The organism is Sphingomonas ginsenosidimutans, from assembly GCF_002374835.1.
Lineage (GTDB): Bacteria > Pseudomonadota > Alphaproteobacteria > Sphingomonadales > Sphingomonadaceae > Sphingomonas > Sphingomonas ginsenosidimutans.
This window is the reverse complement of the sequence record NZ_NWVD01000001.1, coordinates 104,374-124,358: the sequence shown is the minus strand read 5'-3', so window position 1 is coordinate 124,358 and position 19,985 is coordinate 104,374. Positions and strand designations below refer to the sequence as shown.

At 69.1% G+C, this 19,985-nt stretch carries 14 protein-coding genes; 8 read left to right on the top strand and 6 right to left on the bottom strand.

Annotated features, from left to right (window positions below):
• The first annotated feature begins 1 nt into the window (after position 1).
• Genes COA17_RS00510 through qhpE form a run of 3 tightly spaced genes read left to right on the top strand, consistent with a single transcriptional unit; the run spans position 2 to position 3,416 of the window.
• Positions 2 to 1,006, top strand: coding sequence for a hypothetical protein (locus COA17_RS00510; protein WP_096609477.1), 1,005 nt, complete (start codon positions 2 to 4; stop codon positions 1,004 to 1,006).
• Entirely contained in the window at positions 1,003 to 2,712 is a 1,710-nt protein-coding gene (locus COA17_RS00505; RefSeq protein WP_096609474.1) for an ABC transporter ATP-binding protein, read from the top strand. Before COA17_RS00510 ends, COA17_RS00505 begins: the two co-directional genes overlap by 4 nt.
• The gene (qhpE, locus tag COA17_RS00500) at positions 2,709 to 3,416 is read left to right on the top strand and encodes a subtilisin-like serine protease QhpE (RefSeq protein WP_096609472.1); all 708 of its coding nucleotides are present in this window, start codon (positions 2,709 to 2,711) and stop codon (positions 3,414 to 3,416) included. The genes COA17_RS00505 and qhpE overlap by 4 nt, the downstream gene beginning before the upstream one ends.
• A 22-nt stretch (positions 3,417 to 3,438) precedes the next feature.
• Here the strand turns inward: qhpE and COA17_RS00495 are convergent, their stop codons facing one another.
• Positions 3,439 to 6,162, bottom strand: coding sequence for a TonB-dependent receptor (locus tag COA17_RS00495; RefSeq protein ID WP_096609470.1), 2,724 nt, complete (start codon positions 6,160 to 6,162; stop codon positions 3,439 to 3,441).
• 367 nt (positions 6,163 to 6,529) lie between these two features.
• Here COA17_RS00495 and COA17_RS00490 point away from each other — a divergent pair, with 367 nt between their 5' ends.
• Positions 6,530 to 8,608, top strand: coding sequence for a tetratricopeptide repeat-containing sulfotransferase family protein (locus tag COA17_RS00490; RefSeq protein ID WP_096609468.1), 2,079 nt, complete (start codon positions 6,530 to 6,532; stop codon positions 8,606 to 8,608).
• Here the strand turns inward: COA17_RS00490 and COA17_RS00485 are convergent.
• From COA17_RS00485 to COA17_RS00475, 3 genes are all read right to left on the bottom strand, one after another.
• Positions 8,580 to 8,957, bottom strand: coding sequence for a c-type cytochrome (locus COA17_RS00485; RefSeq protein ID WP_245857315.1), 378 nt, complete (start codon positions 8,955 to 8,957; stop codon positions 8,580 to 8,582). The two genes, COA17_RS00490 and COA17_RS00485, sit on opposite strands and share 29 nt — an antisense overlap.
• Positions 8,958 to 9,044: 87 nt before the next feature.
• Positions 9,045 to 9,701: a 2-hydroxychromene-2-carboxylate isomerase gene (locus COA17_RS00480; protein ID WP_096609466.1), complete on the bottom strand. Its 657-nt coding sequence runs from the start codon at positions 9,699 to 9,701 to the stop codon at positions 9,045 to 9,047.
• A 71-nt stretch (positions 9,702 to 9,772) separates the two neighbouring features.
• Positions 9,773 to 10,678 (bottom strand): LysR family transcriptional regulator, encoded by a 906-nt coding sequence (locus COA17_RS00475; RefSeq protein ID WP_096609464.1) that lies wholly within the window; start codon positions 10,676 to 10,678, stop codon positions 9,773 to 9,775.
• Positions 10,679 to 10,824: 146 nt separating this feature from the next.
• Here COA17_RS00475 and COA17_RS00470 point away from each other — a divergent pair, with 146 nt between their 5' ends.
• From COA17_RS00470 to COA17_RS00460, 3 genes are read left to right on the top strand one after another with little or no spacing between them, the layout of a single operon-like run.
• Positions 10,825 to 12,537, top strand: a complete 1,713-nt coding sequence (locus tag COA17_RS00470) for an ATP-binding cassette domain-containing protein (RefSeq protein WP_231792310.1) — start codon at positions 10,825 to 10,827, stop codon at positions 12,535 to 12,537.
• Complete coding sequence (locus COA17_RS00465; RefSeq protein ID WP_066491574.1) at positions 12,521 to 13,612, top strand: efflux RND transporter periplasmic adaptor subunit; 1,092 nt, start codon at positions 12,521 to 12,523, stop codon at positions 13,610 to 13,612. Before COA17_RS00470 ends, COA17_RS00465 begins: the two co-directional genes overlap by 17 nt.
• Positions 13,609 to 15,033, top strand: coding sequence for a TolC family protein (locus COA17_RS00460; protein ID WP_096609462.1), 1,425 nt, complete (start codon positions 13,609 to 13,611; stop codon positions 15,031 to 15,033). Before COA17_RS00465 ends, COA17_RS00460 begins: the two co-directional genes overlap by 4 nt.
• Positions 15,034 to 15,038: 5 nt before the next feature.
• Here the strand turns inward: COA17_RS00460 and COA17_RS00455 are convergent, their stop codons facing one another.
• Positions 15,039 to 16,673 carry an ATP-binding cassette domain-containing protein gene (locus COA17_RS00455; RefSeq protein WP_176484741.1) on the bottom strand — a complete coding sequence of 545 codons (1,635 nt, stop codon included), beginning with the start codon at positions 16,671 to 16,673 and terminating at the stop codon, positions 15,039 to 15,041.
• On the bottom strand, positions 16,670 to 18,274 hold the full coding sequence (gene cydD / locus COA17_RS00450) for a thiol reductant ABC exporter subunit CydD (protein WP_096609460.1): 1,605 nt from the start codon (positions 18,272 to 18,274) through the stop codon (positions 16,670 to 16,672). Before cydD ends, COA17_RS00455 begins: the two co-directional genes overlap by 4 nt.
• Positions 18,275 to 18,402: 128 nt before the next feature.
• Between cydD and COA17_RS00445 the strand changes: the two genes are divergently transcribed.
• A complete protein-coding gene (locus COA17_RS00445; protein ID WP_096609458.1) occupies positions 18,403 to 19,977 on the top strand; it encodes a cytochrome ubiquinol oxidase subunit I in 1,575 nt (524 codons plus the stop codon).
• Positions 19,978 to 19,985 lie beyond the last annotated feature (8 nt).

The following is a 19,985-nucleotide window of genomic DNA, read 5'->3' as shown; positions in this document are numbered from 1 at the left end:
GATGGCGGAGGCGGCGTTCGGGGTCACGATCGCGGGGGGCGGCATCGCCGCGGCCTGTTGCGCGCATCTCCTCGCCCGTCGCGGACTGGCGGTCACCACGGCCGCATACGAACGCCGCCGCGCGCCCGCGGTGATGCTCAGCGGCGCGGCGGTGGCGCTGATCCGCGATGTGATGGACCGCGCCGATCTGTTCGTGGACGCCCCCCGGATAGCGCGGCGCATCGTCGCATGGGGCGGCGGCGATCCGGTTGCGATGCCGCACGATGCGCTGGTCGTCGACGCCGCCGCGCTGGCGACGCTTGCCGACCTTCCCGCGTCACGCGACACCACGCCGGCCGCGATGACGATCCGCACCGATCCGCGCGCGCTCCCCGCCCCGACCCGCTTCGGCGCGCGGATCGCGACCGCCGCGTCGGTGCTGCTGCGCCACGACGGTGACGCGCGCGATTGCTGGATCGAATCGCTCGACGCCGGCTGGCTGTTCCTGATTCCGTGCGGCGCGCGCACCGGCTCGCTGCTGTCGGTCGGGCTGCCGCTGGACGAAGCGTGCGACCGCAGCCGGCACGTCGCCGCGCGCATCATTCTGACCGACGAAGCGACCGCCATCTTCGATCCCGTGCCGCGGCTTGCCGTGGCGACCGGCGGGGAGGACTGGATCGGCTGCGGCTCGGCGGCGATCGCGTTCGATCCGATCGGCGGGGACGGGACCGCGCAGACGGTCCGCGCCGCGATCCTGGCCGCCGCGGTGGTCGCCGGAATCGCTTCGGGGGGCGATCGGGCGGCGCTGATCGCGCATTATGACGCGATGCTGCTGGCCACGATGCGTCGCCACCTGGCGTTATGCGTGCCGTTCTATCGTTCCGGCGGGGCCGGTCACTGGTGGCGCACCGCGCATGATGCGCTGATCCGGGGCCATGAAACGTGCACGCACCGCCTCTCGGCGATGCCCGCTCCTCGTTACGTCCTGCGCGATTTCGACCTTTTGCCCCGTTCGGACGCCGCATGACCCCGCCCGTTCCCCCGCCGGCGGTCGCCGACTGGCGCACCTATCGCCGCCTCGGACGCTATCTGCGCCCTTACGCGCCGCGCCTTTTCGTCGTGCTGGCGATCAGTCTTGCCTCCACCGCGCTCAATCTGGCGCAGCCCTATCTGTCGAAACTGATGATCGACGACGCGCTGATGCGGCACGATCTGCCCATGCTGGCGATCATTTCCGGCGCGCTGCTCGGCGTGACGCTCGTCGGTTTCGTGCTCAACATGCTCGCCAGCTACCGCTATGTCGCGCTGTCCGCGGCGATGCTGTACGACATTCGCGTCGCATTGTTGCGCCATCTGCAGACGCTGTCACCGCGCTTTTTCGCCGGTTTCCGCCTCGGCGATCTCATGTCGCGCATCAACAGCGACGTCAGCGACGTGCAGCGCGTCGCCGCCGATACCCTGTTGTCCGTGCTCGGCAACGTGCTGTTCCTCTTCGGCAGCATCGCGCTGATGCTGTGGCTCAACTGGCGCCTGTTCGTCGTCGGCACCCTCCTCCTCCCCGCCTGCGTCGCCGCCTTCGTGCTGTGCCAGCGCCGCCTGACCGCGCAAACGCGCGACATGCGCGAACGCGGCGCCGATCTCGGCAGCTTCCTGGTCGACACCGTCATGGGGATGCGCACCGTCACCGCGCTGCGCGCCGGCGAACGCGAAGTGGCGCGTTTCGGCAGTCACAACCGCGCCTTCGTCACCGCGATGCTGCGGATGCAGCTCACCTCCTTCGCCACCGGCGCGCTCCCCGGTACGCTCCTGACCGCCTCCACCGCCGCCGTGGTGCTGTACGGCGGCACCATGATCGTCGACGGCACCATGACGATCGGCACGCTGGTGGCGTTCATGACCTATCAGGGGCGGCTGTTCGCGCCGATCCAGGTGCTGATGGGGCTGGGTTCGGGCCTCGCCTCCACGCGCGTGTCGCTGGCCCGCATCTTCGCGCTGTTCGATACGCCCCCCGACGTCACCGACGCCAATGATGCGCACGAACTGCCGCCGATCACCCGCGACATCCGCTTCGACCATGTCGCGAAACGCCACGATCGCGACGCGGTGCTGAACGATATCGACCTCACCATTCCCGCCGGCGCCTTCTGCGCGATCCTGGGGCCGAGCGGCGTCGGCAAGTCGACGCTGGCGGATCTGCTGGTCCGCTATCACGATGTCGACGCCGGGCGCATCCTGATCGACGGCACCGATATCCGCGACGTGCGGCTCGACGACTTGCGCCGGCGGATCATCCTGATCGAGCAGGCACCGCACGTCTTCAACGACACGATCGCCGCGAACATCGCCTTCGGCCTCGATGCCGTCGACGCCGATCGCATCGCCGGGGCGATCCATGTCGCCGGCCTCGACACGCTGGTCGCGCGCCTGCCGCAGGGACTGGCGACCCGCACCGGCGAACGCGGCCACGCCCTCTCCGCAGGCGAACGCCAGCGGGTGGCGCTGGCGCGCGCGGTGCTGCGCCGTCCCGACGTGCTGATCCTCGACGAGCCCACGTCGGCGCTGGATGAGGAGACGGAGGCGCTGGTGGCCGGGCGGCTGCGCGCGGCGATGCCCGACGTCACGCTGATCGTCATCACGCACAAACCGTCGCTAGCCGCGCGCGCCGACATGATCGTGCGCATCGCGGACGGCCGCGCGGATGTGACGCAACCAGACCTTGCCTCCGCCATATGACGCCCGCCACCGGACGCGGCATCAGCGTCGCAATCATCGACAGCGGCGTGCACCCCCGCCATCCGCACATCGACGCGGCGCGGTTGGCCGGCGGCGTAGCGATCGACCGTGAGGGGCGGATCGACGACGCGCCGGATGCGCTGCTCGACCGGCTGGGACACGGCACCGCCGTCACCGCCGCGATCCAGGAACGCGCGCCCGATGCCGATCTGCTGACCGTGCGCGTCTTCCACGATGCGTTGCGCGCGTCCGCCGCCGCGCTGATCGCCGCGATCCGGTGGAGCATTGCCGCGCGCGCGAACATCGTGAACCTCAGCCTGGGTTCAATCAACGCCGCGCACCGCGACGCCTTCGCCGCCGTCACTGCTGAAGCCGCTGCCGCGGGCGTGCTGATCGTCGCCGCCCGCACGGCCGGGGACGGTCCGTGCTGGCCGGGTGCCTTGCCCGACGTGCTGGGTGTGGAGCTGGACTGGGACTGTCCACGCGCGGCTTGGCGCATCGCTAGGGCGCCGAATGCGGTGCGCGCCGCGGGCTATCCCCGCCCGATCGAGGGCGTCGCGCCGATGCGCAACCTGCACGGCGTCAGCTTCGCCGTCGCGCAGGTAACCGGCATCGCAACGTGTATCGCGCAACGCATCGACGCGACGGCCCCGCCGGACCGTCGCGCCGCGCTCATGTCCGCCATTCTCGCCGGCGCGGACTGAGCCGCACCGGCGACACCCGGCCTCAGAACTTCTGGCCCAGACGCATCCCGAAGAACTGCGGCTTGATCGGGAAGATGCGCGACGAACCCGAGCAGAAGGTGATCGAGCAGAAGGTATTCGTCGTCAGCTGGCCACGCTTGTCGAAGGCGTTCTGGATGAAGAAGGTCAGTGACCAATTATCTTTCTTGATACCGGCGGAGAAATCGAAGCTGACGAACCCCTTGGTGCTGCACGCCACGCCGGCATTGGTCGTGCCGGGGCATACCAGCAGGTTGTTGTCGGACACGTTCAGGTCCTGCGTCGCACCAGTCTGGTACAGCGCCGCGCCCTGGAGGTACGTTTCGTAATCGCCGATCGCCGTGTCGTAACGGATCGACGTCGTCCCCTTGAACTTCGGCTGGCGTGGCAGGCGAGTGCCGTCGGCGGCGGCGACCTGCGGGGTCGGCGGGGCGGTATTGGGCACGAACTGTCCCAGCTGACAGCTGCTCAGCTGGGTGATCTGCTTCGTCGCGGGATCGACCGAGAAGTTGCAGAAATTGCCCTTCAGCTTGCCGTCGTTGTAGGCTCCCGACGTGCTGATCGTCACCTTGCCCAACCGCAGGTCGGCGTCATACTCGACCCCCTTCACCTCGGCCTTACCGGCGTTGCCGGTCATCCCCGCACCCTGCGCGCCGGCGACGACGACGCTATACTGGATGTTGTCCCACTTCTCGTAATAGATGGCGGCGTTGAAACGGAACATGCGGTTCCACGTCGTCTTGAAGCCCAGTTCGTAGTTGGTCAGCGTCTCAGACTTGAACGGTGCGACGTCGACCGGGCCGAGCGAGCGGATCCGTAGCGGGCGGTTGAACCCGCCGGGGCGGAAACCGGTCGAGTAATTGGCATAGACCATCTTGTCCGGCGTTATCTGCCAGTTGAGCGCCACCTTGTGCGTTTCGCCGCTCTCACTGTAGCGCCCGGTCTGGTCGGCCGCCCGGAAGTTGGTATTGAAGCACTGCAGACGCTGTGCGGGCAGCGGGGTCGGGCATCCCATCGTCTTGGTAGGGACGGAATAGGACGTGACGGTGTTGGCGGCCGAGGCGGCGACCCCGGCGAACCCGACAACGGCATAATCGGTCCAGAAATAGCGGATGCCCCCGGTGATCTTCAGTGTGGGCGTGATGTTGTAATGCCCCTCCGCGAAGATCGCGGTGTCGTGGTACAGCTGGTTCTGCTCGACGATGTAATAGCCGTCTTCCTTCACCGCTGGCGTACCCAGCGCCATGGTGCCGAGCGGATTGCCGTTGGGATTGATGACGTTCGTGGTGAAGGCGCCGTTGCTGATTTCGTAGAGCGCCGGAACGCCGATCAGCCCGCCGGGGACGTCGCCACCGCCGGCCTGCGTGTACCCCACGATCCGGTCGAGCCCGTGGATGGCATAATAGGTGTTCAATTCGTTCGCCTGCCGCTGGTAGAAGCCGCCCAGCGTCACGTCGAAGGGCCACGTCTTCGGCGTCGTCAGCCGCACTTCCTGCGTGAATTTGTTGCGGTGCGTGTCGGCATGATAATATTGCGTCGGGTCGATCAGCTGGCACTGCTGCGCCGCGCCCGTTCCCCGGCAATTGTCGAAGAATTGAAGGTAGCTTTCGTAACCCGCGCCGAAACCGTCATAGGTGACGGTGTAATAGGTATAGTCGTTGAGCGTCTTGGTCCGCCGCTTGAAGTAGCCGGTCGCGGACACGACGTCCCAGTCACCGATATGCCCGTGGATCGACAGCGCAGCCTGATACCAGCGGTCGTCGTTGCGCGTGGGGTTGTAGTCGTGAACCTGCAAGTCGCCGACGCGCGGGTCATAGCCGAAATAGCCGCGCGCGATCTGCCGCTGTGCGGTGATCTCCGGCGTGATGTCCCACCCGTCCCACGGGCTGATGAGCAGCTGCGCCCGCCCGCCATATTCGTTGATCGAATTGTAGTCGTCCTTCGCGATCGCGGAATTGTCGACGGCGAACGAGGTATTAGGGTTGTCGTCGCCCAGACTGTACACGGCCGGTCTGCCGTCGTTGAAGCGTCCGTTGTTCGGCGTGTTGTCGATATAGCCGCCGTCCTTGCGGTAATAGCCCATGGTGCGCAGCGCCATGATGCTGTTGATCGGCAGGTTCAGATATCCCTGATACTGCGCGCCGAAATCGCCCTTGCCGTATTTGTTGAGCTCCATGTCATAGCCGTATTCCAGCTTGCCCAGCTTCGGCTTGTTGGTGATGAACCGGATCGTGCCGGCCAGCGACCCCGCACCGTACAACGTACCCTGCGGCCCGGACAGCGCCTCGACGCGTTCCAGGTCGTAGACATGGATGTCGGGCACGTCGGTGCCGGTGATCGGGATGTCGTCCAGATAATAGCCGACCGACGCATAAGCGCCGCCCGCTGGCACGATGCCGCGAAAGAACGCCGTGTTGCGCCCAGGCCCGATCCCTGCGAACGACACCGACGGCATCAGCGTGGCAAGGTCGCTCAACCCCTTGACCTGGCGCTGCTCCATCTTCTCGGCGCCCAGCGCCTGCATGGAGATCGGTACGGTCTGCACGCTTTCCGCGCGGCGCGTCGCGGTGACGACGATCTCGCCCAGCCCGGCGTCCTCCTGCGCCATGGCGGCCGGCTCCGAACTGGTCTGCGCCGAAGCGGCAGCGGCGAAAGCAATCGGCGTCAGAAAGGTGGTCGCGCCCAGAGCGCAAAAATGCGCGGCACGTGAACGGCAACGAATGGCCATGCGTAAAATCCCCCGATTACGCGTTGTTTGGCCTCTCCGGGTGCACGTCCGTTCGGGTGTGTTCCCCGCATCGGATCTCTTGCCTTGTCACCACCTGCGCTGTCAGCGAAACCCGCCCCGACTGCGGCGTACAGAAGCCCCTTCCCTCACGCGCGAAGCGCGGAGGGTTGCCGATGATCGCCCGTGGTGCCGTTCCCCTGCAGGACGATTCGCCGTCGTCGCAACCAGAACGACCGTCCTAGATTCGGATACTGCCGATCATGACGCCGCTGTCAAGCAGGGTTTTTGGAACAGCCGGCAACGGCGATGCCTCGACGGATCGTCATTTCCGACCTAGGTTTTGTGCACGTGCTCGCACCGGGGGGTTATGGGAAACGTAGTGCCAAGCGCAGCGGACGGCATGCGCGACGAACTGGCCCGTGCCGGCGCGTCGCTGGACGACCGCCCCGATCAGGCACTGGCGCGCGCCGAAGCGGTGCTGCGCCGCGCACCGGGGTTTCCTCCCGCCGAACTGCTTGCCTGCCAGGCGCTGCGCCGGCTCGGCCGGGCGCGTGCGGCACTGCCGCGGCTCGAGATTCTCGCGCGCCCGCAGCCGGCGGTTCCGGCCTTGTGGTGGGAACTGGCGCATGTCGCGATCGAACTGGGCGACGATCATCGCGCGATCGATGCACTGGAACGACTGACGCGGCAGCAGCCCGCGATCGCCGAGGGCTGGTTCCTGCTGGCTGGCGCACTGCGCCGCGTCGGGCGCGAGCAGGACGCTTGGCGCGCCGACCTGTCCGCCGTTCACGCGGCCTCGCGCGACCCGGAACTGATCGATGCGGCCGTCGCGATGCACGACGGCCGGCTGGACGAAGCGCGTACGCGGCTGGAACGCCGCGCCGCACGGCAACCCGACGATCCCGTCGCGACCCGCCTGCTGGGCGAGGTCATCTGGCGCGAGGGCGATATCGCCGCTGCGCTGGTGCTGGTCGAACGCGCGGTCGCGGCGGCCCCCGGCTTCGATCTGGCGCGGGACTTCCTCGTCCGGCTGCTGTTGCAGGGCAACCGGCTGGAAGAGGCGCTGAGCCACGCCGACATTCTGGCCGGATCGCCGATGAAAGCGCCCGGGCACGAACTGCTCAAGGCGTCCGTACTCGTACGGCTCGGCGACCAGGAAGCGGCGGGCGCGATATATGAGCGGCTGCTGGACCAACAGCCGGAGCAACCGCAGGTATGGCAAAACCTGGGGCATGTACGGAAGACGCTGGGGCGACAGGCCGCGGCGATCGACGCCTATCGCCGCGCGGTGGCGTTGCAGCCGACCATGGGGGAAGCGTGGTGGAGCCTCGCCAACCTGAAGACGGTGCGGCTCGACGCGGCAGACATAACGGCGATGCGCGGCGCGCTCGACACGCTGGCGCGCGACGCTGCGGCGCAGGGGGAGGATGTCTTCCACCTGCACTTTTCGCTGGGCAAGGCGCTGGAGGATGCGGGCGATCATGCCGCCGCCTTCGATCACTATGACCGCGGCAACCGCCTGCGGCGCGCGATGATCGCGCATGATGCCGACGATTTCAGTGCCGAGATCGCGGCCGCCACCGCTACCTTCACCGCGCCGTTCCTGGCGACGATCGGCGACGGGGGCTGTCCGGCCCCCGATCCGATCTTCATCGTCGGATTGCCGCGCTCCGGCTCGACGCTGGTCGAACAGATATTGTCCAGCCACAGCCAGGTGGAAGGGACGATGGAACTGCCCGACATGATGATGATCGCCGGCCGGTTGCAGGCGCGCGTCGATGACGGCGAGTTTCCCGATTTACGTGCGATGATCGCATCATTGTCCGCCGCCGACCGCACGCGGTTGGGGGAGGAGTATCTGGAGCGCACGCGCGTCCACCGGCGCACCGACCGCCCGCTGTTCATCGACAAGATGCCCAACAACTGGCAGCATGTCGGGCTGATCGGAATGATCCTGCCCAACGCGCGCGTCATCGATGCGCGCCGCCATCCGATCGCCTGCTGCTTTTCGGGCTGGAAGCAGCATTTCGCACGCGGACAGTCGTTCAGCTACGACCTGACCGACATCGCCCGCTACTATCGCGATTACGTGGCGCATATGGCCGCCTATGACGCTGCGGTGCCCAGGCGCGTTCATCGCGTCATCTACGAACGGATGGTGCAGGATACGCCGGGCGAGGTCGACCGGCTGCTCGCCTATCTGGGACTGTCGTTCGAACCGGCGTGCCTTTCCTTCTGGCAGAACGACCGGGCGGTGCGCACCGCGAGTTCCGAACAGGTACGGCGCCCGATCTTCACCGACGCGGTCGATCACTGGCGTCACTATGAGACGATGCTGGCGCCGCTGTTCGCGGTGCTGGGGCCGATCGCCGATTGCTACCCCGATGTGCCGGCAGCGATCTCCGCCGGCCCTGCGATCACTTGCGCAGCGACACCAGATAGTTGACCACAGCGGCACGATCCGCGGGGTTGGCGATCGCGATCGCCATGCGCGTCCCCGGCACCAGCTTGGCGGGCGCCTGAAGGAACTTGTCGAGCGTCGCCTTGTCCCATTTCAGGTTGGAGGCGCGCAGCGCCGACGAATAGAGGAAGTCGGTGCTGGCCGCCTTGCGACCGCCCACACCGGCAAGATTGGGTCCAAGGCCGGCGCGGGCACCGGGAGTCGTCACGTGGCACATCTGGCACCGCTGGCGAAAGATCGTGCCACCATCCGCCTGCGCCGATGCCGGGCTGGCCACGAACGCAAGCGGCACCAGCACCACACCGATACGCATGGCAGTAAAGAACTTCATCATCGCGCGCCCCCGAAATGATCCGCGCCATGCTGCGCGGCACAATCATGACGATCGTCCAATATTATGCGTCGGCGGCTCGCGCAATCGCTATCTGACGCACCGCGCCGTCATGCCTGCCTGTTGCAGGCGCCAGATGAGCTGGTCCAGCCGGTCTTGTCCGAAAAAAGGTTCGTCTTGAAACGCCATCAGCGGCACCCCGTAATGGCCGGCGGCACGCTGATCGACCTCGTTCGCGACGATCGCCGCCGCCAGCCGCTCGCCTTCCGTCGCAACCACGGCGTCCATCTCCGCCAGATCGAAACCCAGCGGCGCGACCGCGCGTGCCAGATGGTCGCCGACATGCCAGTCGTCGGTGCCGCCGTCCCACAACAGCCGGCTGACCGCCGCGGCGAAGGCGACGCCGGCCCCGCGCTCGCACGCCAGTTGCCCCAGCCGGCTGAGACGGTGGATGTACGGCTGTTCGGCCAGATAGGTGCGCGTGGCGCGATCCATCACCACCGGGTCCGGGCGCGGCCAGCGGAACGGCATCCCCAGGAACTCGGCGGTGCGCAGCGTGTCGCGCAGCAGATAGCCGGTCCACAGCGGATCGGCGTTGCTGAAGAACGACGCCTGCCGCACCGCGATCGGGCGCACGATCCGCATCCGACACGCCACGTCGTGATCGCGCAGCAACGCCTCCAGCCGCGGCATCAGGAGATAACTGTAGGGCGAACGGAACGACCAGAAGCAATCGAACGACAGCATCGCGGCACCTCTCCTGTTTGGCATCAGCGGTCACCGCAATCGGCGGCGCTGTCAATGACGGCGCATGCGGGTCAGGCAGCCAGCAAACGGGCGGCACACATCTGGACATGTTCGGCGATCAGCTTGAACGCGGTGTGCATCGGCGATTGCCGGCGCCACGCGATCGCGATCGAACGATAGGCCTGCCACCCCTGCACGTCGAGGACCTGCACCCCCGTCGCCCCACCGATCGTGGAGCGCAGGTACAGGCCCGGCAGCAGCGCCAACCCCAGGCCGCTTGCCACCATCTGGTGCAGGCTGCCCAGGCTGGTGCCGGTATAGTCGGGGGCGATTGTCATCCCATAGGCTGCGGCGATATCGCCCGCCTGCCGCGCCAGATGGTGGCGCGGATCCAGCGTCAGCAGCGGACTGCCCGCCAGACCGTCGCGCGTCACGACATCGTCCGCCCCCAGCGGATGGTCCAGCGCCGCGACTAGGTGCAGCGGTTCGCGGAACAGCGGCTCGATCACCAGATCGTCCCCCGCCATGGGCAGGGGGCCCAGCACGACGTCGATGTTCCCGCGCGACAGCTCCAGCATCTGTTCGTCGGGAATGCCTTCTCGCACATGCAGGCGCAGCCGGGGGGCGTTGCGATGCAGGTCGGCGATGATCGGCGACAGCAGATACGGGCCGAGCGTGGGCGTCGTGCCCAGTTTCAGCGTCCCGGTCAGGCTGTCCGACGATCCCGACGCCAGCGCAACGATATCGCGTGCGTCGGTGAGCATCCGGCGCGCGGTGGACACGATGCTGCGACCGACCGGGGTCAGCACAGCGCCCGCGGTGCTGCGTTCCAGCAGCGTGATTCCCAGCCGCTCCTCCAGCGCGCGGACCTGCTGGCTCAGCGTCGGCTGCGACACGTTGGCGACACGCGCGGCCATCGCGAAGGAGCCAGTATCGGCAACCGTGACGAGATACTCGAGCTGACGCAGCGTAGGCATAATGGGATATAGCCCCTGCCTATAGCCAGGACGCAAGCATTCCGATTGGCCTTGTCACGCGGAACGCTGTAGCGCTTCGGTATCGCTACGATACCGGAACGCCGGCCCGCGGCAGGCGGGCGGCGCGGATTGCGGTAGCGGCGGCGATGATCGAGGCGGATTGGGAGCACGCGGTGGCGGCGAAGCGACTGGGTTTTCGGGACGCGGCGGCGTGGCTGTCGCAGATCATCGGTCCTGACGCCGCCTATGTGCGGCTCGGCATCGTCTATACCGTCGCGATCAGCCTTCTGTCGCTGGCCACGCCGATCTCCGTTCAGTTGCTGATCAACAGCGTCGCGAACACCGCGATGCCGGCGCCGTTATGGGCGTTGTCCGCGGTGCTGCTGCTCCTGCTGCTGCTGGTCGCGGGGCTGAGCGCGCTGCGCGTCTGGATCATGGCAGCGTTCGAACGGCGTGTCTTCGCGCGCGTCGTCGCCGAAGTGACCGTGCGGGCGGTCCATGCGCAGGATCCGTTCTTCACCGATGCCAAGCGCGGCGACCTGTTCAACCGCTATTTCGATCTGGTGGTGATCCAGAAGGCGGTGCCCAGCCTGGTCATCGGCGGCTTTACGATCGTGTTGCAGGCCGTCGTCGGGCTGACGATCACCAGTTTCTACCACCCGTTCTTCCTGGCCTTCAACGTCGTGCTGGTGGCGGCGGTGCTGCTGGTGTGGCTGATCTGGCAACCGGGCGCGATCACCGGAGCCGTGGCGATGAGCCATGCCAAGCACAACGCCGCCCGCTGGCTGGAAAGCGTTGGCGGGTCGAACGGTTTCTACAAATCGTCGCGCCATCTCGACTTCGCGATGGACCGGTCGGAGGCGATGACCGCCACCTATGTCGGCGCTCACCGGCGCTACTTCCGCTACCAGTTCGCGCAGACGGTGACGTTCCTGCTGATCTACGCTTTTGCCGGCGCTGCGCTGCTGCTGCTGGGCGGGACACTGATCCTGCGCGGGCAATTGTCGCTGGGACAGCTGGTCGCGGCCGAGCTTATCCTGTCGGGCGTGTTCTACGGCATCTCGCAGCTGGGCTGGTATCTCGACACCTTCTACGATCTGGTCGCCAGTGCGGAGGAAATGTCGCTGCTGTTCGCGATCCCGCAGGAACCGAACGTGCGCGGCGAAGGCGGGCCGCGTGACGGCGCGGTGGCGTTGACCGATCTGGTGCTTGACGGCGCGCGCTACAATCTGACGCTGGCGGCGGGCGAGCAGCTGGTCACCGTCGCGGAACCGGGCGCCGAGCATCGGCTGGCACGCCTGCTGAAACGGCATGTCCATCCCGAACGCGGGCTGATCCGGATCGGCGGTGCCGATCTGGGCGCGCTGGACATGTATCACCTGCGCTCGGACGTGATGGTGCTCGAACGCTCGACCATCGTCGAGGTGACGATCCGCGAGTATCTCAGCCTCGCCTCGGGAAGCCGCTCGGGCGAGGCGATGGACGCCCTCGCCGCGGTCGGGCTGGAACGCCGGCTCGCCAGCCTGCCCCTCGGCCTCGACACGCCGCTCGGCTCGTCCGGCTATCCGCTCAGCATCGGCGAGACGATGGCGTTGAAACTCGCCAATGCGTTGCTGGTACGCCCCAAATTGCTGCTGCTGGGCCAGGTTTTCGACCTGTTGCCGGCCCATCGGCTGCGCGATGCGCTGCGCCTGCTGAAGGCGCATGGCACCACGACACTGCTGTTCACCGGACGTCCCGAAGATCTCGAACTGGACGGTTTCCTTCACCTCGGCCTGGCCGAGCAGCGCCGCTTCACGAACCTGGCCGATCTGACGGCGGCCGTCCGCCAGGGGAGCACCGATGTCGTATCAGCCTGAACATCTGACGCATTTTCGCACCCTCGCCACGCTGCGCCCGCCGCGCGTCGGCGTCGCGATCGCGTGGCTGGTGACGGTCGGCATCGCCGCTGCGGCCGCCATCCTGTTCCTGGTCCCGTGGCTGCAGACCGCGCAGGGGCGCGGACAGGTCGTCGCGCTCGATCCGGGCGACCGCGCGCAGGACGTCACCGCATTGGTGCCGGGGCGCGTCGAACGCTGGTACGTCCATGACGGCCAGCATGTGAACCGCGGCGATCCGATCGCGCGCGTCGTCGATCTCGACCCCAATCTGCTCTCCCGTCTCGCCGCCGAACGCGCGCAGGTGGAGGCGGAGATCGCCGCGGTGCGCCAGTCGCAGGCGGTCGCCGCGATCGACGTCGGCCGTACCCGCCAGCTGCTTGCCGAGGGGCTGGCGGCGCGCCGCGATTTCGAACAGGCGCAGATCAAGGTCGCGGACGCCAGTGCCAAGCTGGCGGAATCGCGCGCGAAGCTGAACCGCATCGACGTGCAGCTCAACCGTCAGTCCGCTCAGCTGGTCCGCGCGCCACGCGACGGCCGCATCCAGAACCTGAACGCCGCCGCCGGCGGTGCGCTGGTTTCCGCCGGCACCACGCTGGCGGTGATCGCCCCCGAACGGGTCGAACGCGCGGTGGAGCTGCTGATCGATGGCCGCGACGTGCCGCTGCTGCGCCCGGGCCGCCCGGTGCGGCTGGAATTCGAGGGCTGGCCCGCCATCCAGTTCAGCGGCTGGCCTTCGGTCGCCTATGGCTTCTTCGACGGGCGGGTCCGCACGATCGACCCCAATGCCAATGCGCAGGGACTGTTCCGCATCCTGGTCGAGCCGATGCCCGGCAAGCCCGCCTGGCCCGGCCCGCGCTACGTCCGGCTGGGCGGCAAGGTCTATGGCTGGGTGCAGGGGGAGACGGTGACGGTCGGCTACGAACTGTGGCGCCAGCTGAACGACTTCCCGCTCGAATTCGGGCAGGTAACCACCGACAAGGCGTCGGGCGGGGCCGCCGGCGCGAAGGAAGAGGACAGCGGCAAGATCGCGGCGAAGGCGGGCAAGCCGAAATGATCCGCGCGCTCCTCCTCGCCTCCGCGCTGCTCGCCGCTCCGGCGGTCGCCGGCCCCGCGGGCGCGCAAACGCCGGCGGCCGCGCCGTTGACGCTTGACGAAGTGTTGCGCTCGTCCGCCCGCGCCGCACCGCAGATCGTCGAGGCGCTGGCCAAGGTCCGCTCGGCCGAGGGACGCGCGCTGACCGCCGACGGCGCGTTCGATACCGTATTCGACGTGGAAGGCCGATCGCGGGCGCTGGGCTATTACGACGGCACCGTTGCCAGCGCCCGCGCGACGCGCCCACTGACGGGCAACGGCGGCTATGTCTATGGCGGCTATCGCGTCAGCCGCGGCGGCTTTCCGGTGTACGAGGACGAGAATTACACCAATCGGCTGGGCGAGGTGAAGGTCGGCGCGCTCTATTCGCTGCTACGCGACCGGCTGGTGGACGAACGCCGCACCCGCCGCACGCTGGCGTCGGGCGATATCGACATCGCGCGCTTCGAACGCGAGGCGGTGGCGATCGGGGTGCAGCGGCGCGCGATCGACGCCTACCAGACCTGGGTCGCCGCCGGGCTGCGGCTGCGCGCCTATCGCGACCTGCTGGAATTATCGGAAAGCCGCCGCGGCGGGCTGTCGCGGCAGGTGCAGCTGGGCGCGCGGCCCGACATCCTGCTGGCGGAAAACGACCAGAATCTCGTCCGCCGCCGTGCGCTGGTGGTGCGTGCCGAGGGCGATTTCGCGGCGGCGGCCAATGCCCTGTCGCTCTACTTCCGCGACGATGCAGGGGAGCCGGTGATCGTCGGGCCGGAACGGCTGCCGCGCGATGCCGGCGCGCTGTCGGGCGTAATGGTGGCCAATGTCGCTGACTATGCGCAGCGCCGCCCCGATCTTCAGGTGCTGCTGGCGCGGATCGACCAGGGTTCGGCGCGGCTGGCGCTGGCGCAGAACGACCTGCGCCCGCGGTTCGACCTGCGCGGGGAACTGGGCAAGGACGTCGGCCCGGTCGGGCTGGGGGGCCCGTCGCGCACCCCGTTGGAAGGGGCGATCGGCTTCCGCTTCTCCATGCCCCTGCAGAACCGCGCCGCGAAAGGCCGGATGGCGGAAGCCCGGGCGGAGATGGATGCGCTGTCGGCGCGCAGCCGCTTTCTGCGCGACCAGATCGCCGTCGAGGTGGAGGGGATCAGCATCAATGTCGGTGCGGCCGAGCGGCTGGCCGAGATCGCCGAACAGGAACGCCAGCTGGCCGAACGTCTCGCCGCCGCGGAACGCCGCCGCTTCGAACTCGGCTCCAGCGACTTCTTCCTGGTGAACCAGCGCGAGGAAACCGCCAACGACGCGCGCGTACGGCTGATCGACGCGCAGACCCGCATCGCCGCGGCACGCGCCGAACTGGCCGCCGCGACCGCGGATCGCGCGGCTCTGGGCCTGGACCGCTAGCGGCGTCAGTCCACCGGCGCGAGCACGCGCACGGCGCGGTGCGGCGTGCCAGGGTCGATCGCACGGCACGTCGCCGGGCTGACATGGACGGTGCAAAGCACCGCCACCGCGTCGCGGTGTGTGACCGCGATCAGGCCCTGGCCAGTGCGAGCCAGCCGCTGCGTCAGCCGCTCGACCACCGCGCGTTCGGTCGGCGCGTCCAGCGCCTCGGTCGGCTCGTCCAGCAACAGCCACGGCGCGCGCGACAGATAGGCGCGCGCCAGCGACAGCCGCCGCCGCTCCCCGCCGGACAGCTGCTCGCCATTCTCGCCGATCCAGCTGTCCAGCCCGTGCGGCAGCGCGCGCACCACGCCCGCCAGACACGCAGCGTCCAGTGCGTCCCACAACGCACGCTCGGCGGCGTCGGGGTCGGCCAGCAGCAGGTTGTCGCGCACCGTGCCCGCCAGCAATTGCGCATCCTGCGGCGCCCAGGCGAAGATCGCGCGCAGCGTCGCCGCCGGCAGCGCCGCCAGCGGCATATCGCCCAGCCGGATACCCGGCGCGTCATGGTGGCGCAGCCCGATCATCGCCTCGACAAGGCTGGTCTTGCCCGTGCCGGTCGCGCCGGTGATCGCGATCCGCGCACCCGCGGGGACCAGCGTGCCGACGCCCGGCAGCGTCAGGGCGGCCGAACGGGGCTTGGGGAAAGGTGGCGGGTCGGGCATGAACAGCGCGCCAAGTCGTGCAGCGGCCTCCCGCGTTGCGGACCGTGCCGCGCGCTCGCGCAGCGCCGGCATGATCCCGTCCATCGCCGCCGCCGCGGTCAGCGCGCCGAGCGCCGCCAGCGCCGTGCCGGCGGGCATGGCCAGCAGGAACACGCCGACCGCGGCCGCGCCCGTCGCGAGCGCGCCGATCGCCTCGATCGCGCCGCCGGCCGCCGCCTGCCGCCGCCGCGCATCCGCCAGCGCCGCGTCAGCCGCGGCGATGCGGGCGATCGCGGCATCCTCCATGCGGTAGCAGCGCAACTCAGGTGCGGCGGCCAGTTGCAGACCAAGCAGTTCCCGCAACGCGCCCTGCCGGCGCTGCACCTCCTGCCCCGCTTCGTCGAGACGCCGGCACGACCAGCCCGTCAGCCCCACCGCCATCCCCGCCAGAAGGAGGAACAACAGCGCGGCGACAGGCCGGACGCTCAGGATCAGCAATCCGCCGGCGGCGATCGCTGCCGCCGCGCCGGCGCGCGCGGGCCGGCGCGCGATCGCCATTTCGATGGCACCGACGTCCTGGACCAGCCGCGCGCTCGCCTCGCCACTGGTCAATGCCAGCGCAGCGGCGGGAGGCGAGCCGGCAATGGCGCGGTAAAGCGCCGGGCGGACCTGCGCGAGCACGGCGAAGGCGGCAGCATGTCCGGCCAGCCGCTCCCCGTATCTCGCGCCCGTCCGCACGATCGCGAGCAAACGGATCGTCGCGCTGGGCAGCAGATAGTTGAATCCCGCCGCCGCCCCGGCCAGCCCCGCCGCCCCTGCCGCGGTGATGAACCAGCCGGACAGCCCCAGCAGCATCGCCGTCGCCGCGGCCACCGCGGCCGCAAGCAGGGCGGCGCGCAGCAACCCCGCGCGTTCCCGCCGGATTTCCGCCGCGAGCAGGTCGGCAAACCCGCTCACAACCGCACCACTCGATCGGCGATGGCCGCCAGGCGCGACGAATGCGTCGCGATCAGCGCGGTGCGCCCGGCGCAGGCGACCGCGATGGCATGGATCATCTCCTCCTCCGCCGCTGTATCCAGATGTGCGGTCGGTTCATCGAGCAACAGCAGCGGCGCGTCGTTCAACAGCGCCCGCGCGATCCCGATCCGCCGCCGCTCTCCGCCGGACAGCCCCCCGCCCCGCGCGTCGAGCGGCGCGTCGAGCCCGCCCGGGCGCCGCGACAGCGCCGCTTCCAGCCCCGCCGCAGCTGCAGCGGCGGCGATCCGCTCACGCGGCGCCGCCGGATCGGCGATCGCGATCGCCTCCGCGATGGTGCCGGGCAGCAGCAACGGGTCCTGCCCCGCCCACGCCGCCGCGACGCCCGCACCGGGCGGCAGCCGTGCCTCGCCCACGAAGATCGCGCCGGCCCTCACGGGTGCCAGTCCCAGCAGCGTGCGCAGCAGGCTCGACTTGCCGCTGCCCGATGCGCCGACCAGCGCGACCGTCTCCCCCGGCATGACCGTCAGGCAGAAGTCCGCCACCGCCGCGCGATCGGCATCGGGATAGCGGATCGTCACCCGGTCGAAGACCAGCCGCGGCGGATGCCGGACGACAACCGGCGCGGGCGGCACCGGCCGGTCGAGCATCGGCCGCAGCCGCGCCGCCGCGGTCTCCGCCGCCTGCCGTTCGTGATAGGCGGCGGCAAGTCGCCGCATCGGGGCATAGAATTCGGGCGCCAGTGCCAGCGCGAAGAAGGCGCGCCCCAGCGTCAGCCGCTCGGGAATCGCAACGGGCAACAGCCCCAGCAGCGCGAACCCGCAATAGACCGCCACCAGCGCGACCGACAGCGCCGCGAAGAATTCCAGCGCCCCCGACGACAGGAACGCGACCCGCAGCACCGCCATGGTTCGCGAGGCCAGATCCTGTGAGGCCGTGCCGATCCGCGCCGCCTCGCGCTCCTCCGCGCGAAACGCCAGCACCACGGGCAGCGCGCGCACGCGGTCGGCGAAGAGCGACGACAGCCGCGCGAGCGCGACGAACTGCCGCCGCGACCGGTCGGCGGCCGCTCCCCCCGCGAGCGCCATGGCCGCGACGAAGGGGATCAGCGTCGCGAACAGGATCGCCGCGCTGACCGGGCTGGCGAACGCGATCGCGGTCAGTACCGCTAGCGGGCCGATCACCGCCGCGCCGCGGGCCGGCAGGAACCGCGCGGCATAGCCGTCGAGCGCATCGACATCGTCCACCGCCGTGCCGACCCATGCCGAGGAGGTCGGGCGCGCTTCTGGACCGGCATGGAACGCCGCGCGGACGATCCGTATCCGGGCGGCGGCGACGGTGCCTCGTCCCGCCGCAGCGGCGCAGCCGGACAACACCCATGCGATACCCGCGCGGGCGGCGGCGGCGGCGAGCGCCAGCGTCAGCCACCATGCCGCCCCGCTCACCGCGCCGGCAAGCCCGCCGGCAAAGCCGATCGCCGCCACCGTATCGCCGACCATCAGCGCCGCCGCCGCGCGCGACGGACGGGCCAGGTCGCCCAGCGGAGCGCGGCCAGGGCGGCGGGGAGCGGCGATCGGCGTCATGTCGACCGCCTAGTCCGCGCCTGCCGCCCGCCGAATACGGAGTTTCCCGTATATCGACGGCGCCCCGCGAAGCCGATGAGGCTGATCGAGCCGGCGCCCGATGGCCCGGCATGGAGGAGACTTCAGCGGTGGACCCTAGCGTCATCGACCTGTCGCGGCTGCAATTCGCGCTGACCGCGCTCTACCATTTCCTGTTCGTGCCGCTGACGCTGGGGCTCAGCTTCATGCTGGTCATCATGGAATCGGTCTATGTCATGACGGGGCGGCCGGTGTGGCGACAGGTGACGCGCTTCTGGGGAAAGATCTTCGGGATCAATTTCGTGCTCGGTGTCGCCACCGGGCTGACGATGGAGTTCGAGTTCGGCACCAACTGGTCGTATTTCTCGCATTATGTCGGCGACATCTTCGGCGCGCCGCTCGCCATCGAAGGGTTGATGGCGTTCTTCCTGGAGGCGACGTTCGTCGGGCTGATGTTCTTCGGCTGGGACCGGCTGTCGAAACTGGGGCATCTCATCGTCACCTTCATGGTGGCGCTGGGGACCAACCTGTCGGCGCTGTGGATCCTGATCGCCAATGGCTGGATGCAGAATCCGGTCGGCGCGGCGTTCAATCCGGAAACGATGCGGATGGAGGTGACCGATTTCGGCGCGGTGGTGTTCAACCCCGTCGCGCAGGCCAAGTTCGTCCACACCGTCAGCGCCGGCTATGTCACCGCGTCGGTCGTGGTGCTGGGTATCTCCGCCTTCTGGCTGCTGAAGGGGCGGTGGCTGCCAGTCGCACGCCGATCGATGACCGTCGCAGCGGCGTTCGGGCTGGCCTCATCCCTGTCGGTCGTCGTGCTGGGTGACGAAAGCGGCTACGCGCTGACCGACAACCAGAAGATGAAGCTCGCCGCGATCGAGGCCGCTTGGCACACCGCGCCCGCGCCCGCCGGCCTCACGATCTTCGGCATACCCAGCATGGCGACCCGCGAAACCCGCTACGAAGTGCAGGTGCCGTGGGTGCTTGGGCTGATCGCGACGCGCAGCCTGGGCGGCACGGTCACCGGCATGTCCGAACTGGTGTTGCAGGCGCAGGAGCGGATCGCCTCCGGGCAGGTCGCCTATGCCGCGGTCCAGCGGCTGAAGGCCGATGCGAAGGATGCCCCCGCCCGCGCCGCGTTCGAGGCGCACAAGCGCGATCTCGGCTATGCGCTGCTTCTGAAGCGATACGTCGCCGATCCCGCCGCCGCCACTCCGGCCGAGGTCGAGCGCGCGGCCTGGGACACGGTGCCCAGCGTGCCGGTGATGTTCTGGGCGTTCCGCGTCATGGCCGCGATCGGCTTTGCGATGATCGCGCTGTTCGCCACCGCCTTCGTCCTCTGTTCGCTCAGGCTGCACATGAGCGTGCGCTGGTTCCTGCGCGCGGCGGTCGTCGCGATCCCGCTGCCGTGGGTGGCGATCGAGCTGGGCTGGATCGTCGCCGAACTGGGGCGCCAGCCGTGGGCGATCGACGGCGTGCTGCCGACCTTCCTAGCCGCGTCCAGCCTGACCCCGGCGATGCTGCTGACGACCATCGCGGGCTTCACCCTCCTCTACGGTACGCTGGCGGTGATCGAGGTGCGGCTGATCCTGGCCGCGGTCCGCCACGGCCCGATCGAGGACGAGCCGGCGCTGCCCGCCGACACGCATGCGCCGATCTCCGCGCAACCGCTCGCCGTCTGAAAGGAGCG

Excerpts from the sequence above, each read along its gene's own strand:
- COA17_RS00490 (WP_096609468.1), top strand. The coding sequence starts at position 6,530 with ATGGGAAACGTAGTGCCAAGCGCAGCGGACGGCATGCGCGACGAACTG.
- COA17_RS00505 (WP_096609474.1), top strand. The coding sequence starts at position 1,003 with ATGACCCCGCCCGTTCCCCCGCCGGCGGTCGCCGACTGGCGCACCTAT.
- COA17_RS00485 (WP_245857315.1), bottom strand. The coding sequence starts at position 8,957 with ATGATGAAGTTCTTTACTGCCATGCGTATCGGTGTGGTGCTGGTGCCG.
- COA17_RS00465 (WP_066491574.1), top strand. The coding sequence starts at position 12,521 with ATGTCGTATCAGCCTGAACATCTGACGCATTTTCGCACCCTCGCCACG.
- COA17_RS00480 (WP_096609466.1), bottom strand. The coding sequence starts at position 9,701 with ATGCTGTCGTTCGATTGCTTCTGGTCGTTCCGTTCGCCCTACAGTTAT.
- COA17_RS00470 (WP_231792310.1), top strand. The coding sequence starts at position 10,825 with ATGATCGAGGCGGATTGGGAGCACGCGGTGGCGGCGAAGCGACTGGGT.
- COA17_RS00475 (WP_096609464.1), bottom strand. The coding sequence starts at position 10,678 with ATGCCTACGCTGCGTCAGCTCGAGTATCTCGTCACGGTTGCCGATACT.
- qhpE (WP_096609472.1), top strand. The coding sequence starts at position 2,709 with ATGACGCCCGCCACCGGACGCGGCATCAGCGTCGCAATCATCGACAGC.
- COA17_RS00510 (WP_096609477.1), top strand. The coding sequence starts at position 2 with ATGGCGGAGGCGGCGTTCGGGGTCACGATCGCGGGGGGCGGCATCGCC.
- cydD (WP_096609460.1), bottom strand. The coding sequence starts at position 18,274 with ATGACGCCGATCGCCGCTCCCCGCCGCCCTGGCCGCGCTCCGCTGGGC.
- COA17_RS00460 (WP_096609462.1), top strand. The coding sequence starts at position 13,609 with ATGATCCGCGCGCTCCTCCTCGCCTCCGCGCTGCTCGCCGCTCCGGCG.
- COA17_RS00495 (WP_096609470.1), bottom strand. The coding sequence starts at position 6,162 with ATGGCCATTCGTTGCCGTTCACGTGCCGCGCATTTTTGCGCTCTGGGC.